At 42.9% G+C, this 15,915-nt stretch carries 14 protein-coding genes; 12 read left to right on the plus strand and 2 right to left on the minus strand.

All coding sequences use genetic code 11. The features are described from left to right. Positions 1-190: 190 nt before the first annotated feature. Positions 191-319, minus strand: a complete 129-nt coding sequence (locus N477_RS26625; RefSeq protein ID WP_269200115.1) for a hypothetical protein — start codon at positions 317-319, stop codon at positions 191-193. 124 nt (positions 320-443) lie between these two features. Here N477_RS26625 and rsmD point away from each other — a divergent pair, with 124 nt between their 5' ends. From rsmD to N477_RS22470, 12 genes are all read left to right on the plus strand, one after another. Further along, a complete protein-coding gene (gene rsmD, locus N477_RS22415; RefSeq protein ID WP_063361531.1) occupies positions 444-1,040 on the plus strand; it encodes a 16S rRNA (guanine(966)-N(2))-methyltransferase RsmD in 597 nt (198 codons plus the stop codon). Between the two features lie 164 nt (positions 1,041-1,204). Beyond that, positions 1,205-1,420 carry a 30S ribosomal protein S21 gene (gene rpsU / locus N477_RS22420; protein ID WP_010362466.1) on the plus strand — a complete coding sequence of 72 codons (216 nt, stop codon included), beginning with the start codon at positions 1,205-1,207 and terminating at the stop codon, positions 1,418-1,420. A 21-nt stretch (positions 1,421-1,441) separates the two neighbouring features. After that, the gene (locus N477_RS22425) at positions 1,442-1,888 is read left to right on the plus strand and encodes a GatB/YqeY domain-containing protein (RefSeq protein ID WP_063361530.1); all 447 of its coding nucleotides are present in this window, start codon (positions 1,442-1,444) and stop codon (positions 1,886-1,888) included. Positions 1,889-1,964: 76 nt separating this feature from the next. Further along, positions 1,965-3,722: a DNA primase gene (gene dnaG / locus N477_RS22430; protein ID WP_063361529.1), complete on the plus strand. Its 1,758-nt coding sequence runs from the start codon at positions 1,965-1,967 to the stop codon at positions 3,720-3,722. 103 nt (positions 3,723-3,825) lie between these two features. Beyond that, complete coding sequence (rpoD, locus tag N477_RS22435; RefSeq protein ID WP_063361528.1) at positions 3,826-5,667, plus strand: RNA polymerase sigma factor RpoD; 1,842 nt, start codon at positions 3,826-3,828, stop codon at positions 5,665-5,667. Positions 5,668-5,845: 178 nt separating this feature from the next. Further along, complete coding sequence (gene prmA / locus N477_RS22440; RefSeq protein ID WP_063361527.1) at positions 5,846-6,721, plus strand: 50S ribosomal protein L11 methyltransferase; 876 nt, start codon at positions 5,846-5,848, stop codon at positions 6,719-6,721. 279 nt (positions 6,722-7,000) lie between these two features. Next, complete coding sequence (dusB, locus tag N477_RS22445) at positions 7,001-7,972, plus strand: tRNA dihydrouridine synthase DusB (protein WP_063361526.1); 972 nt, start codon at positions 7,001-7,003, stop codon at positions 7,970-7,972. A 15-nt stretch (positions 7,973-7,987) separates the two neighbouring features. Next, positions 7,988-8,278 carry a DNA-binding transcriptional regulator Fis gene (gene fis / locus N477_RS22450; RefSeq protein WP_010374122.1) on the plus strand — a complete coding sequence of 97 codons (291 nt, stop codon included), beginning with the start codon at positions 7,988-7,990 and terminating at the stop codon, positions 8,276-8,278. A gap of 252 nt (positions 8,279-8,530) precedes the next feature. Next, entirely contained in the window at positions 8,531-10,117 is a 1,587-nt protein-coding gene (gene purH / locus N477_RS22455) for a bifunctional phosphoribosylaminoimidazolecarboxamide formyltransferase/IMP cyclohydrolase (protein ID WP_063361525.1), read from the plus strand. Between the two features lie 101 nt (positions 10,118-10,218). After that, complete coding sequence (locus N477_RS22460) at positions 10,219-11,049, plus strand: class I SAM-dependent methyltransferase (RefSeq protein ID WP_063361524.1); 831 nt, start codon at positions 10,219-10,221, stop codon at positions 11,047-11,049. Between the two features lie 14 nt (positions 11,050-11,063). Next, positions 11,064-12,347: a phosphoribosylamine--glycine ligase gene (gene purD, locus N477_RS22465; protein WP_063361523.1), complete on the plus strand. Its 1,284-nt coding sequence runs from the start codon at positions 11,064-11,066 to the stop codon at positions 12,345-12,347. A gap of 194 nt (positions 12,348-12,541) precedes the next feature. Continuing rightward, complete coding sequence (locus N477_RS22470) at positions 12,542-13,354, plus strand: DUF2797 domain-containing protein (RefSeq protein ID WP_063361522.1); 813 nt, start codon at positions 12,542-12,544, stop codon at positions 13,352-13,354. Here the strand turns inward: N477_RS22470 and N477_RS22475 are convergent. Further along, entirely contained in the window at positions 13,330-15,846 is a 2,517-nt protein-coding gene (locus N477_RS22475; RefSeq protein ID WP_063361521.1) for an EAL domain-containing protein, read from the minus strand. The genes N477_RS22470 and N477_RS22475 overlap by 25 nt on opposite strands. Positions 15,847-15,915 lie beyond the last annotated feature (69 nt).

A 15,915-nucleotide genomic window follows, 5' to 3' on the forward strand; every position in this document is an offset into this window, starting at 1 on the left:
TGCTTCTTCACGTTCTGCCTGTTCTTTGGCTAAACGCTCAGCTTCTTCACGCTCTGCCTGTTCTTTGGCTAAACGCTCTGCTTCCTCGCGTTCTGCCTGTTCTTTGTCGGATTTACCAAACCCCAACCAAGATAAAAATTTGTTTTTCTTTCCCATAACCAACTAATACCATTAAAGTTTGTATTGTGATTTAGTAGCCATAACCGTATCTATGATCACCACCATTAAGCGCAAAGCTTCCCACGTTGCGATCGCGCGCATCGTCATTGAGCTGTGCATGCCAAAACTTTGGGGTTAGTACAAAGACCTTAATAATCACACAAAAGACTTTGTGATAATTGTTATAATCACTAAGTTAACGCCATAATATGCGCTTAGTGTATCATGTTCCAAGTAGATGAAAAATTTATAATCGAGTGCAACATACTCGATAGCGAAAATATATGAAAAAAAGAAAGCCTCAAGCCCGAACTGACGGTCATATTCGAATTATCAGTGGTAAATTTAAAGGTCGTAAGCTACCAGTAAAAGATGTTGAAGGCCTTAGACCGACAACGGATCGTGTAAAAGAAACAGTATTTAATTGGCTGATGGCTGATACACGAGACGCCAATGTACTAGATTGCTTTGCCGGCTCCGGTAGCTTGGGACTAGAGTCATTATCTCGTTTTGCTAAGCATGCAACATTCATAGAATTAGATAAAACAGCTGCGACGCAAATTACACAAAATATACAAACACTCGCGCTCGATAATGCACGAGTGATCCATACAAGTGCACTAGATTACTTGCGTAATAATGATGAACAACACACTTTTGACATTGTTTATCTAGATCCCCCATTTAGAAAAGACTTACTTTTTCCTTGCTGTGAACTACTTGAAAGCGCAGGATGGCTTCATGATGATTCATTAATTTATGTTGAATTTGAAAAAGAAGCACAGCCTAATTTCCCTGCTAACTGGCAGTTGTTAAAAGAGAAAAAAGCAGGCCAAGTGATTTGCATGCTTTTTAATCGAGGCCCAGTAGAAAGCGTATAAAAAGCACACCGAGATTAACGCATGACACAATTATTCAGATCCGCTATAATTTGATCTTTACACGCGGTCTCGCTTCGGCTTACAATACCGCACCATTTTTGAACCAATTGACCATTTAACGGTCAATTTGAGCCAAGCTCATTATTTAGGTAGGTGAATTTTTAATGCCAGTAATTAAAGTAAGAGAAAACGAACCGTTTGACGTAGCACTTCGTCGTTTCAAGCGTTCATGTGAAAAAGCAGGTATCCTTTCTGAAGTTCGTCGTCGCGAGCACTATGAAAAGCCAACTGCAGAGCGTAAGCGTAAGAAAGCAGCAGCTGTAAAGCGTCACATGAAAAAGCTTTCTCGTGAAAACGCACGTCGCGTTAAACTATACTAATTAACATTTGGTCTTGTACATATGAGCTTATTAGCGACGCTAAAAGACGCCCAAAAGGAAGCAATGAAAGCCAAAGACAAACCACGTCTTACGGCAATCAGAGCAGCTCTAGCTGAAGTCAAGCAACGTGAAATTGATAACCAGACAACGCTAGACGATGCTGGTATCACCTCAGTGTTGGTTAAACTGGTTAAACAGCGTAAAGACTCTTTCACTCAGTATACTGATGCAGGAAGAGAAGACTTAGCACAGATCGAGGCTGGTGAAATATCAGTACTTGAGTCTTTCTTACCTCAGCCTTTATCTGAGGAAGAAGTTCTTGAGATGATCGATGCTGCTATCGCTGACACAGGCGCAGCTGGTATGCAAGACATGGGTAAAGTAATGGGTGTGATTAAAGCACAAGCTGAAGGTCGCGCTGACATGGGCAAAATCTCTGGTTTAATTAAGCAAAGATTAAGCGCATAACTACCCACATACAAATGTATGAAATTAGTAAACCGAGCCTTGCGCTCGGTTTCTTCGTATAAGCGTTAGGAAAACTATGGCTGGCAAAATTCCAAGACAGTTTATCGATGATTTATTAGCAAGAACTGACATCGTCGAGCTTATTGATGGCCGTGTTGGTCTAAAAAAAGCAGGAAAAGACTATCAAGCCTGCTGTCCTTTTCACAATGAAAAGTCTCCTTCTTTTACGGTTTCTAGAGATAAACAGTTTTATCATTGCTTCGGTTGTGGTGCCAACGGTAATGCCATCTCCTTTTTAATGGAATATGACAAACTTGAGTTTGTCGACGCCATTGAAGAACTTGCCGGTATGTTTAACCTTGAGATCCCAAGAGAGCAAGGTCTAGGTGGCCCGCAACGAAGCTTTGAAGAAAAAAAGTCAGATTATGACTTAATGATGCATACCGCACGTTTTTACCAACAGCAATTAAATACGCATAATAATGCTACGCAAGTACAGGCTTATGTAAAAGGGCGTGGACTGTCAGAGCAAACAGTCAGTAAATTTCAAATTGGATATGCTCCGCCTGAATGGGACGCATTACTTGGTAAACTTGCTCGAAACCCAGCACAAAAGCAACAATTAGTAGAATTAAAACTCGCCAGTGAAAAAACACCTGGTAGGCAGTTTGACTTTTTCCGTGACCGATTAATGTTCCCTATTCGCGACAAACGCGGACGGGTTATCGCCTTTGGTGGTCGCGTGATGGGCCAAGATCAAGGTCCAAAGTATTTAAATTCCCCGGAAACACGTATTTTCCACAAAAGCTTTGAACTCTATGGTTTCTACGAAGCCAAGCAGGCACATAAAAAATTAGAACAAGTGCTGATTGTTGAAGGCTATATGGATGTCGTTGCCTTATCTGAGTATGGTATTGATTATGCCGTTGCTGCCCTGGGTACCGCAACCACACTAGAGCATATGCAAACCCTGTTTCGAAATACAGATAAGGTAATATGTTGCTATGATGGAGACCGAGCCGGTCGCGATGCTGCTTGGCGTGCACTGGAACATGCATTACCAAATCTAAAAGATGGTAAATCACTCGGATTTGTATTTTTACCGGACGGTGAAGATCCTGATTCTTTGGTACAAAAAGAGGGAAAAGAGCGCTTTGAAAAAAGGCTTGCTACGGCAGATGACTACAGTAAAGTACTATTCAGCCGACTTTCTGAGCAGTGTGATCTTACCACCGATGCAGGAAAAGCAAAGTTACTGGCGGAAGCGGTGCCACTGATCAGTAAAATTCCCAGCGAATTTTATCAAGAATCCCTACTGACGACATTGGCAAGACTCATTGGCAGAACTCGGGAGCAGTTGACAGCTAAACTCTCAAGTCCGAAAAAACAGCATAATATAGAAAGAAAGTTTAAAGTCACCCCAATGCGCCGCGCAATAGGCTTATTGTTACAGCACCCACAGTTAGCTCACTGTGTTGACTATCTGCCCGATCTCGCTCACATGCAATTACCCGGCATGGCGTTATTTTTAAGGTTGCAGTATACATGCTTAGAAAACGCACAGTACACCACCGCACATATCTTAGAGTCGTTTAGAGATACTCAAGATTATGAGCCTTTAAAAAAGCTCGCAACTTGGCAACACAATATCCATGAAGAGGCTTTAGAAGAGGAATTTAAACACACTTTCAAGTTTATTGAAGACCAGTGTTTAAATCTGCGATTAGAGACCTTACTTATTAAGGACAAAACAGAGGGCTTAAATAGCGACGAACGACTGGAGTGTGCGTTATTAACACAAGCTTTAGGCTCTCGTAGAACTGGTCAAAATTAATTTTTGGTGTTATAATGTTCTATTCACTGCGTCAACCAAAATAACGCTGTTTTTAGCTGGCGCCCGTTGTATAAACTTTATCAGAGTGGAAGCAATAATCTCTATGGATCAATCTCCTCAGTCACAACTCAAACTTCTGATTCAGAAAGGTAAAGAGCAAGGTTACTTAACTTTTGCAGAAGTTAACGATCACCTTCCACAAGACATCATAGATTCAGATCAAGTCGAAGATATCATTAGCATGATCAATGATATGGGCATTCAGGTTTCTGAAGCTGCCCCAGATGCCGATGAGTTGATGATGCAAGAAACAACCACCGACGAGGATGCGGCAGAAGCAGCAGCAGCTGCGCTAGCAACGGTAGAAAAAGAAATTGGCAGAACAACAGATCCAGTGCGCATGTATATGCGTGAAATGGGCACCGTTGAGCTACTGACTCGGGAAGGCGAGATTCTTATTGCAAAACGTATTGAAGAAGGTATCAATCAGGTACAGATTTCTGTTGCTGAATACCCAGAAGCAATCACGTATTTGCTAGAACAGTGGGACAAATACGAAGCCGAAGAGATGCGTTTAAGTGACATCGTCACTGGTTTCTTCGACTCATTAGAAGACGATGAAGCGACTATCTCTGCAACGCACATTGGTTCAGAACTAAGTGAAGAAGACTTAGATGATGAAGACGATGATGGCGATGATGACGACGATTCTGAAGAAGGCGAGTCAGGTCCAGATCCTGAAGTTGCTCGTGAACACTTCGAAGAGCTTCGTACACTATACACCAATGCACGCAAATGCTTTGAAGATAAAGGCCGCAGCCATCCTGATGCACAAGCCGCAATCAAAGAAATTGGTGAGTTGTTCCGCAAGTTTAAACTAGTTCCTAAGCAGTTTGACCGCATGGTAAATAACATGCGCGAAATGATGGATAAAGTTCGTGTTCAAGAACGTATCATCATGAAGCAAGCTGTTCAGATTGCAAAATTACCAAAGAAAACATTCGTTAAGCATTTTGCTAACAATGAAACAGACGTTGCTTGGATCGACGCTGAAATCGCATCTGGCGACAAACATTCAGACAAACTTCGTGAAGTTAAGCCTGAAATAGAGCGTTGTATTAACAAACTCAAAGCAATTGAAGAAAGCACAGGCCTAAGTGTAGAGCGTATTAAAGACATCAACCGTCGTATGAGCATCGGTGAAGCAAAAGCACGCCGCGCGAAGAAAGAAATGGTTGAAGCAAACTTACGTCTTGTAATTTCAATCGCTAAAAAATATACCAACCGTGGTCTGCAGTTCTTGGATCTGATCCAAGAAGGTAACATTGGTCTAATGAAAGCAGTTGATAAATTCGAATATCGCCGTGGTTATAAGTTCTCAACTTATGCAACTTGGTGGATCCGACAAGCAATCACACGTTCAATTGCTGACCAAGCAAGAACAATCCGTATTCCAGTACATATGATTGAAACGATTAATAAACTTAATCGTATTTCTCGTCAGATGCTACAGGAAATGGGTCGTGAGCCTAGCCCCGAAGAGTTGGCTGAGCGCATGATGATGCCTGAAGACAAGATCCGTAAGGTGCTTAAAATTGCTAAAGAGCCAATCTCTATGGAGACACCGATTGGTGATGATGAAGATTCACATCTTGGTGATTTCATCGAGGATACAACGATTGAATCTCCGATTGACTCAGCAACTATGGAAAGCTTGCGCGGTGCAACCAACGAAGTACTTGCAGGCCTAACAGCCAGAGAAGCTAAAGTACTGCGTATGCGTTTTGGTATCGATATGAATACGGACCATACACTAGAAGAAGTTGGTAAGCAGTTTGACGTAACACGTGAACGTATACGTCAGATTGAAGCGAAGGCACTGCGTAAACTACGTCACCCTTCTCGCTCTGATCTACTGAAGAGCTTCTTAGACGTCAAAGGCTAAGAGTAAAAAATACCAAAAAAGGCCGCATCATGCGGCCTTTTTATTTGCAATTAAATATGTGCGGATTGTATACATAATCAAGTAGGTGAGCACAGTCAGCAGCAGTTGTAGCCACTCTAAGCTGATGTGTCACTTATCGCGCAATGAAGACAAAAAGATATTTAATAGGAACAACATTATGGCTTGGATCCAAATCCGCATTGATGCTAACAAAGAAACAGCCGACCTGATCAGTGATTTATTAATGGATATTGGCTGTCCTTCGGTGACATTTATTGATGGCCAAAATACGCCTGTATATGAACCTAAGCCAGGTGAAGTCATTTTGTGGCCAGAGACAACCGTGATAGGCCTATTTGAAGCAACCCATGATATGCAATCAGTTGTTGATTACCTCACAGAGCAGATGCCTGAGGCGCCTAAATACAAAGTCGAACAGTTGGAAGACAAAGACTGGGAAAGAGAATGGATGGATAACTTCCACCCGATTAAGTTTGGTGAGCGCTTGTGGATCTGTCCAAGTTGGCGCGATATCCCAGATCCGGATGCAGTGAACGTACTACTGGATCCTGGTCTTGCATTTGGCACAGGTACACACGCAACCACTTCACTGTGCTTGCAATGGTTAGAAGCACAAGACTTAAGCGGTAAAACTGTGGTCGACTTTGGTTGTGGCTCTGGCATTTTGGGCATAGCAGCCATAAAGCTAGGTGCTGAGCGTGTAATCGGTATCGACATCGACCCTCAAGCCCTTATTGCGAGCAGAGATAATGCTGAGCGTAATGGCGTCGCTGATCAGCTAGAAGTGTATTTACCAGAGAACCAACCTGAATTTAAAGCCGATATCGTTGTCGCAAATATCCTCGCTCAACCACTTAGAGAATTGCATGAAATTATCCTTGGATTCTTAAAACCGCAGGGTGCAATTGCCATGTCTGGGATCTTAGAAGAACAAGCTCAATCGGTTGCTGATGTGTACGCACCTCATGTTGAGTTAGATGCAATAAAACAAGAGGGTGAATGGACACGAGTGAGCGGCATTACAAAACCATAACAAGTGTAACGACTATCTTCTGAGTTAGTATTCTATTACGCGTAAAGCCTGTACTTAACAGGCTTTACGCTTTTTTTACAGCTCGATAATCAAGCCCAAACCTACCTTATAAATTTTTTTTGAGTAAAATTACAGCAATTTATGTAGCCCTTCATATTGTTACCAAAAGTCAACCCAAAAAGTTCAAAAAAAAAACACTTATGTTCAATTTATAGCCTTTGATTTTTGCGAAAAAAACCGTAAACTTAGCGCCCCTTGAAATGAGGCAGATGAATAGTAGTGCGTATTGGTCCTTACCAACTTGATAACAATGTAATCGTAGCTCCAATGGCTGGTATAACCGACCGACCATTTAGACAGTTATGTCGACGCCTTGGCGCAGGGCTGGCGGTTTCAGAAATGTTGTCATCAAATCCAAAGGTTTGGAAAACTGATAAATCAATGAACCGCATGGATCACTCTGGTGAATCAGGTATACGTTCAGTGCAAATTGCAGGAGCTGATCCTGAACTTATGGCACACGCTGCACAATTCAATGTCAAAAATGGCGCGCAAATCATAGATATCAATATGGGTTGCCCAGCCAAAAAAGTGAACAAGAAACTCGCAGGTTCTGCACTTTTGCAGTACCCGGATTTAGTTGAGGAAATAGTACAAGCTGTGGTTGGCGCGGTAGATGTACCTGTTACCTTAAAAATCCGGACAGGATGGGATCCTGATAACCGCAATGGTGTTGAAATTGCGAAAATAGCCGAGCGCAATCGTATTGCATCACTGGCTGTGCACGGGAGAACGCGTGCATGCATGTATAAAGGTGAAGCAGAATACGACACTATCAAAGCGATAAAGCAATCGGTTTCTATTCCTGTTGTAGCGAATGGTGACATTACATCACCAGAGAAAGCAAAGCAGGTTTTGGATTATACGGGCGCAGATGCCATCATGATTGGTCGAGCCGCCCAAGGTCGTCCTTGGATTTTCCGAGAGATAGACTATTATTTGCGAACTGGAAAACACTTACCAGCACCAGAGGTTTCTGAAGTGCGTGGTATTTTGATGGAACACCTTGTGAACCTTCATCAGTTTTACGGTGAACCAATGGGTGCGCGCATCGCACGCAAACATGTATCTTGGTATTTGCAGTCCCACGACCAAGAAGGTCAATTTAGGCGAGTATTCAATGCACTTGAGGAGCCAGAGGCGCAAATCGAGGCATTAGAAAACTATTTTGAAACACTAGCAGCTAACTAAGAAAGAGACATAAAGATGTTTGAACAAAATGTGACTTCTCCTTTTATCACTAACGCTCATGTTCAGTCACAAGAGAAACCGCAACCACTACGCGATGCAGTTAAAAAAGCTGTCCACCACTACTTAAAGCAGTTAAATGGTCAAGACGTGCAAGATGTATATGAGCTAGTATTATCAGAGCTTGAAGCACCTTTACTAGAAGAAGTAATGACGTACACACGCGGCAACCAGACTCGCGCTGCGATCTTACTAGGTATCAACCGTGGTACTCTTCGTAAGAAGCTTAAAAAGTACGGCATGAACTAATCTGTACTGATTTTGAAAGCGTCCTTTTTTAGGACGTTTTCATCCACCTTCACTTTCTCAGTAACCAATCACCTACCCCATCTAAACACACAAATTAAGGCATAATGTCCTCTAAAAGCCAAATTGGCGCATAAAGTTCAGTATTTCTCAATCTCGTTAACATCATTTCCATCGTTTTCTCATCCTAGTTGAGCTAAAATACAGCCTTTCTAAGCTAGCCCTTAACTAATCATTGAGGAAATCAAAACCATCATGGATATACATCGTCCTATTCGTCGCGCACTTTTAAGCGTGTCAGATAAAACTGGTATCGTTGAGTTTGCCCGTGCTCTTGCTGAGTCAGGCGTTGAACTTCTTTCTACAGGCGGTACTTGTAAACTCCTAGCCGACAACGGCATTCAGGTAACGGAAGTATCTGACTACACAGGCCACCCAGAGATCATGGATGGTCGCGTGAAAACTCTCCACCCGAAAGTACACGGTGGGATCTTGGGGCGTCGTGGCCAAGATGAAAACGTTATGGCAGACAACAACATCTCTGCTATTGATATGGTTGTAGTTAACTTATACCCCTTTGCACAAACTGTTGCAAAAGCTGACTGCAGCCTAGAAGATGCGATTGAAAATATCGACATCGGTGGCCCAACTATGGTTCGCGCAGCGGCTAAAAACCACAAAGACGTCACTATTGTAGTTAATGCCAGTGACTATAACCGCGTACTTTCAGAGATTAAAGACAACGATGGTTCAACAACGTATAAAACACGTTTTGATCTTGCGATTGCAGCCTATGAGCACACAGCACAATATGACGGCATGATCGCAAACTACTTCGGTAAGTTAGTCGCTGATTACACCGAAGAAGCGGCGGAAGAAACTAAGTTCCCACGCACAATTAATATGCAGTTTACGAAAAAGCAAGATATGCGCTACGGTGAAAATTCACACCAAGACGCCGCTTTTTATGTAGAAAACGACATTGAAGAAGCCTCTGTTGCAACTGCGAAGCAATTACAAGGTAAAGCACTTTCATACAACAATATCGCTGATACTGATGCAGCCCTTGAGTGTGTGAAAAGCTTTGAAGCACCGGCATGTGTTATCGTTAAACATGCAAACCCGTGTGGTGTGGCAGAAGACAAAGACATTTTAAGCGCTTATGACAGAGCATTTAAAACGGACCCAACTTCTGCGTTTGGTGGCATCATTGCTTTCAACCGCGAACTAGATGTTGAAACGGCAAAAGCTATCATTGAACGTCAATTTGTGGAAGTCATCATTGCGCCAAGCATTTCAGCAGAAGCGGCTGACATTGTCTCTGAAAAGAAAAACGTACGTCTTCTTGAGTGTGGTCAGTGGGAAACGAAATCTACTGGCGTTGATATTAAACGTGTAAATGGTGGCGTGCTTATCCAAGACCGCGACCAAGGTATGGTCACACTTGGCGACTTAACGGTTGTCTCTAAGCGCCAGCCTACTGAACAAGAGCTAAAAGACCTATTGTTCTGCTGGAAAGTCGCTAAGTTCGTTAAATCAAATGCGATTGTGTATGCTCGTGATGGCATGACTATTGGTGTAGGCGCAGGCCAAATGAGCCGCGTATACTCAGCGAAAATCGCCGGTATCAAAGCTGCAGACGAAAACCTTGAAGTTAAAGGCTCTGTCATGGCCTCTGATGCATTCTTCCCGTTCCGTGACGGTATCGACGCGGCCGCTGAAGCTGGTATCACAGCGGTTATTCAGCCAGGTGGCTCAATGCGCGATGAAGAAGTCATTGCCGCTGCTGATGAAGCAGGCATGGCAATGGTCTTTACCGGAATGCGCCATTTCCGTCACTAATCGATTAGCGCGAAACGTTTAACGTTTCGCGCTTTTTGTTTGCACCAAATTCAAGTATTCTGACCAAAAGACAATCACAATAACCTTGAAGGAACTGAATAATGAAACTAGGTATTAAAGCATTAATCACAGCAGGTATCGTCACTGCAATCGCAGGGTGTAGCAGCACAACAGGCGCTAGCAGCTCAAATGCAAACATTGCCAAAGCGGCGCAAAGCAGCGAACGCGCAGAGAGTAATCGTGCCCGTGATAAATACCGTAATCCAGTCCAGACATTGGAGTTTTTTGGTCTAAAACCAAATATGACCGTTGTTGAAATCGCACCTGGTGGCGGTTGGTATACTGAAATCCTAGCACCAGCAGTAAAGGGCCAAGGTACTTTGTATGCAGCACACTTTCCAGCAGATTCTGACGTTGAATATTACAAAAGATCTTTAGCTGCGTTTAAAGACAAAATTTCAAATGACGCACGTTATAGCGAAATTAAAATGACTGAGTTTTCAGCATTAACGCATCATGATATCGCACCTGCAGGCTCTGCAGATATGGTATTAACGTTCCGTAATGTTCATAACTGGTATATGCGCCCAGGTGATGAAGGCGTGCTTAAATCTTTCAAAGCATTCCATACCGCACTTAAGCCTGGTGGCATTTTAGGTATAGTAGAGCACCGTTTGCCAGAGCACCGCGATACTGAAGATCAGAAACGTTCAGGTTATATGAAGCAAAGCTATGTCATCGAAATGGCAAAAAAAGCTGGCTTTGAATTGGTAGCAAGTAGTGAAATCAACGCTAACCCATTAGACAGTGCAAACCACCCGCGCGGTGTGTGGACACTGCCGCCAAGACTTGCGCTAGGTGACGAAAAGTCAGCGCAGTACAAGGCGATTGGGGAAAGCGACCGTATGACTTTAAAGTTTAAAAAGATTTAATAGGATACTTTGCCATGAATGTACTTGTCATTGGCAGCGGCGGCCGTGAACACGCGCTTGCGTTCAAAGCCGCTCAAAACCCATCAGTAAAAACAGTATTTGTAGCCCCAGGTAACGCTGGTACGGCTTTAGAACCAAAGTTAGAAAACGTTTCAATTGGCGTTGAAGATTTAGATGCATTAGTTGCATTTGCTAAAGAAAACAAAGTTGAGCTCACTATCGTTGGCCCTGAAGCACCGCTAGTGATAGGCGTTGTGGATCGCTTTCGCTCTGAAGGTTTGGCTATTTTTGGCCCGACTCAAGCTGCTGCGCAGCTAGAAGGCTCAAAGTCATTTACCAAAGATTTTTTAGCAAGACATCAGATCCCAACAGCGGCTTACCAAACGTTTACTGAGATTGAGCCTGCGATTGCTTATGTCAAAGAGCAAGGCGCACCGATTGTTGTTAAAGCCGATGGGTTAGCAGCGGGTAAAGGCGTTATCGTCGCAATGACCGAAGCTGAAGCGGAAGAAGCAATCCGTGACATGCTTGCAGGTAACGCATTTGGCGAGGCAGGCAGCCGTGTGGTGATCGAAGAGTTTTTAGAAGGTGAAGAAGCGTCATTTATCGTCATGGTTGACGGTAAAAACGTGTTACCTTTTGCCACCAGCCAAGACCACAAACGTGCATATAATGGCGACCAAGGTCCAAATACAGGCGGTATGGGTGCATACTCTCCTGCTCCAGTTGTGACAAAAGACATTCACGACCGCATTATGAATGAAGTGATTTATCCAACAGTAGAAGGTATGGCAGCTGAAGGCCACCCTTACACTGGCTTCTTGTATGCGGGCTTGATGATCACAGCAGACGGTACACCTAAGGTTATTGAATATAACTGCCGTTTTGGTGATCCTGAAACACAGCCAATCATGCTGCGTCTACAATCAGACCTTGTGTCATTGATTGAGGCGGCAAACCGTCAAGAGCTAGATCAAACTGAAATTCAATTTGATCCTAGAGCTGCTGTTGGTGTTGTATTAGCAGCAAAAGGCTACCCTGCAAGCTATCCAAAAGGCGATGCAATTTCAGGTCTTCAGGTTAATTACTCTGAAGGTGAAAAAGTATTCCATGCAGGCACTAAGCAGCAAGGGGATGACGTCGTGACAGCGGGTGGACGTGTTTTATGTGCTACAGCGCTAGGGCATACTGTGACAGAAGCACAAAAACGAGCTTATGCACTGGTTAAAGACATTAACTGGGACGGTGTTGAGTACCGCACAGACATCGCTTATCGTGCTATTGCTCGTGAGCAGTGATCTTTAATTAGATAAATATGCTAAAACGGCTCTGTATGAGCCGTTTTTTTATTTACGATACCAAAACGCAAATAAAAACAAAAACCAATATCAATTTCAAACCTTTGAAATATCTAATTTTTTCCAATTTAGCATTGGTATTTTCCAACTGACTTGCTAGGATCTCCTTTTGTATCATCTTTAGGGGCGTAAAGATGCAGGGCACGTTAAGTAAACTAAAAGCCAGCCTTACCAATCCAATTCAATATCAGCTGCCAATTGGCGACGAGCTGGTTAATCTCAATGACTATTTTGACAAAGAAATTACCTTAACTTTTACGGGTAATATTTATTGCTGCAGTTGCGGTAAAAAAACCAAAAAAAGCTACTCTCAGGGCCACTGCTTTGTGTGTATGAAAAAGCTTGCTAGCTGCGATATGTGCATCATGAAGCCAGAAACGTGTCACTATGATCAAGGCACATGCCGAGAGCCAGAGTGGGGAGAAGCCAATTGTATGATCCCGCACTATGTTTATTTAGCCAATACATCAGGTCTCAAAGTCGGTATCACACGCCATACACAGATCCCAACTCGCTGGATCGATCAAGGCGCGACCCAAGCATTACCCATTTTTAAAGTACAAACACGCCTCCAATCTGGACTGGTAGAGGTTGCACTGGCCAACTTCATTGCAGATAAAACTAATTGGCGAAACATGCTAAAAGGCATTAATCCTGAATTAGACCTAAAGCAAAGTGCACAAGAATTAATTCCTCAGATCCAAGAAAAGCTCGACGAGCTGGCTGAGCTATTTGGCGCAACGGCCATTGAACGTCTAGATGAAGAGGTTGTAGACCTAACCTTCCCTGTTGAAGACTACCCGACAAAAATTAGTTCCTTCAACTTTGATAAAGAGCCGACCGTAAGTGGTGTATTAAAAGGCATTAAAGGGCAATATCTCATTTTTGAAAAAGGCGTTATTAATATTCGTAAGTTTACTTCTTACGAAATCAATTTCTCTGCTTGATAGAACTCACACCAAGCCGCTTGCGAAAGCGGCTTACAATACAAATATCCCTGCATAGCATGGCAGCCTAACTTTTGTAAAAAGCGCATTTGCTCTTGCTTCTCGACCCCTTCTGCCACCACATGTAACTTCAATGCTTTGGCCATTGCCACAATCGCACTGACAATTTCACTATTGCCATACTCGTCAGGTATTTTTGCGATAAAGCTGGGATCTATTTTCAAGATATCTATCGGTAACTTAGTAAGATAACTTAACGCCGAATAACCCGTGCCAAAATCATCCAGAGCAATGCTCACTCCCATTTTTTTTACACTGCTAAGCACGTCCTTGGCACATTGGAAATTACTAATAAAGCAGCCTTCAGTGAGCTCCAGCTCAATTTGATTACCCTCTAACTCATATTTACTCAAGGCATTGTGCAATGTAGTAACAAGATCGCCCTGTGTTAAATGCTGCGCAGAGACATTAATCGCTAAATGCCTAACATCAATATTCATCTTTCGCCAATGAGCCAGCTGAGCACACGCCCTATCGATAACCCACTCATCTAACTTAACAATTAAACCCAGCTCCTCTGCCAATGGGATGAACTGTGCAGGGGAAATCATGCCAAGGTTAGGATCATGCCATCTCAATAAGCACTCCAAGCTCGTTACACGGCCGCTAACAAGACACTTTAACGGTTGAAAATAGAGCTCAAATTCACCGTTTTCGAGTGCACTTTGAAAGCGGCTCTGCATGGATAAGCGCTCAAGCGAACGTGCATTCATAGACGCTTTATACATTTGAAATGAATTCCGCCCCAACTCTTTAGAACGATACATGGCTACATCAGCGTGCTTCAGTAAGCTTTCACTGTCTGAGCCATCGTCTGGATACATAGATGCCCCCAGTGATGCTGTCGCAGCAACTGAAATATTGCCCAGATTAAAAGACTTATTAAATTGCAGTAATAACTTATCTGCAAAGGATACCACAGAGTCCATATCAGCCACTTCAGTCAGAAGTACGACAAACTCATCCCCACCGAGTCGAGCAAGGGTATCTCCCTCTTTTAAAATACTTTTGATCCGCTCACTGACTTGCATTAGCAGTTTATCTCCAGCACTGTGTCCTAGCGTATCATTCACTTCTTTGAAGCGGTCTAAATCAATAAACATAACACTGATCTTATGCTGATCGCGATGTGCCGATGCCAATGCCATGGATAGCCTGTCATAAAATAATCGACGATTTGGTAGTCCAGTTAGTTCATCAAAGTAGGCTAAACGCGCAATTTTTTCTTCTGCATTTTTGCGCTCCGTAATATCACTGAATATTGCTGCATAAAGAATTTCATCACTATAGGGGTCGTTAATTTCTATAATTGTGAGCCACTCAACATAAATATCACCTGTTTTTTTCTTATTGCAGATCTCGCCTTGCCAAACCCCTTTTTCTTTTAAGGCCGCCCACATTGTGTTGTAGTAGTCCTCATCATGCATACCTGAACTCAGAATACTGGGCTTTTTACCTATCACCTCGTAATCCTGATAGCCGGTTAATGCACTAAATGCGGGGTTGATTTGAATGATTTCACCACTACTGCGGGTGATCATGATACCATCCAATGAAGCATCGATTATTCTATTGGCAAGGTAGAGGTTTTTCTCAGATTTACGAAGGGCAATGTCTCGCTGCGCCAACACATTCTCTAACTCGCTACAGTAAGCTGTTTCTATTTCAGTGAGGACATTTTTTAATGCCAATAAACCAACAACTTGGGTGGTAGATTTGTCACGTACAACAAGGTGGCGTATCGATTTGGCAGTCATCTTTCGATATGCATCAAATAGACTTTCGTCCGGCGTCATAGACAACATAGGATAGCTTGCTAACTCCCAACATGGCTTTTGCCATTGTGGCTCTAGAATCGCGTACGCAATATCACGTTGGGTAATAATGCCATACTCTTTCAATTGTTCGTGATAAACCAATACTGCTGTTGCTCGTTTATGTCGCATGACTTCAATCGCCTCACTAACACACTGACGACTGTCTAGCACACTCACATCATTGTCAAAGTGATCTTCTATAGGACGAAAATGCAGATAATGATCTAAGCCTTGGTTACGAACAATATCGGATAAAGAGACAACGCCCGAAGGCTCATTATTGTAGTCTTTAACCAGTAAATGTCTGATCCCAAGTTGATGTAATTTGATGGTTGCTTCGCTAAGTGTCATATCAAGCAAAATATCATGCACGGGAGAGGTCATGACCTGCCTAATTGGCAGCTGAGAAAGATGAATATGCTTTAGATCTAGTTTCACGCAATCAGACTCAGTCCATATGCCCACAATGCAACCCTGATGCGTAACAAAGATCGAGCTGACATTGTACTGACGCATTTTTACTAATGCATCATATAAACTGGTTGATTCATCACATGATAATAAGCTAGTCGAAAACACGTCTTTAATTTTCAGCTGACGTGAGTCACCTATCATAAGCACTTTCCTCGCATTCTAACTACCATCTTGAGTATACTAAGCTGTCTTTCGCTAACTTTGACTGAG

Origin of the sequence: Pseudoalteromonas luteoviolacea H33-S, assembly GCF_001625695.1 — a bacterium.
In the GTDB taxonomy this organism is placed as follows: Bacteria; Pseudomonadota; Gammaproteobacteria; order Enterobacterales; family Alteromonadaceae; genus Pseudoalteromonas; species Pseudoalteromonas luteoviolacea_B.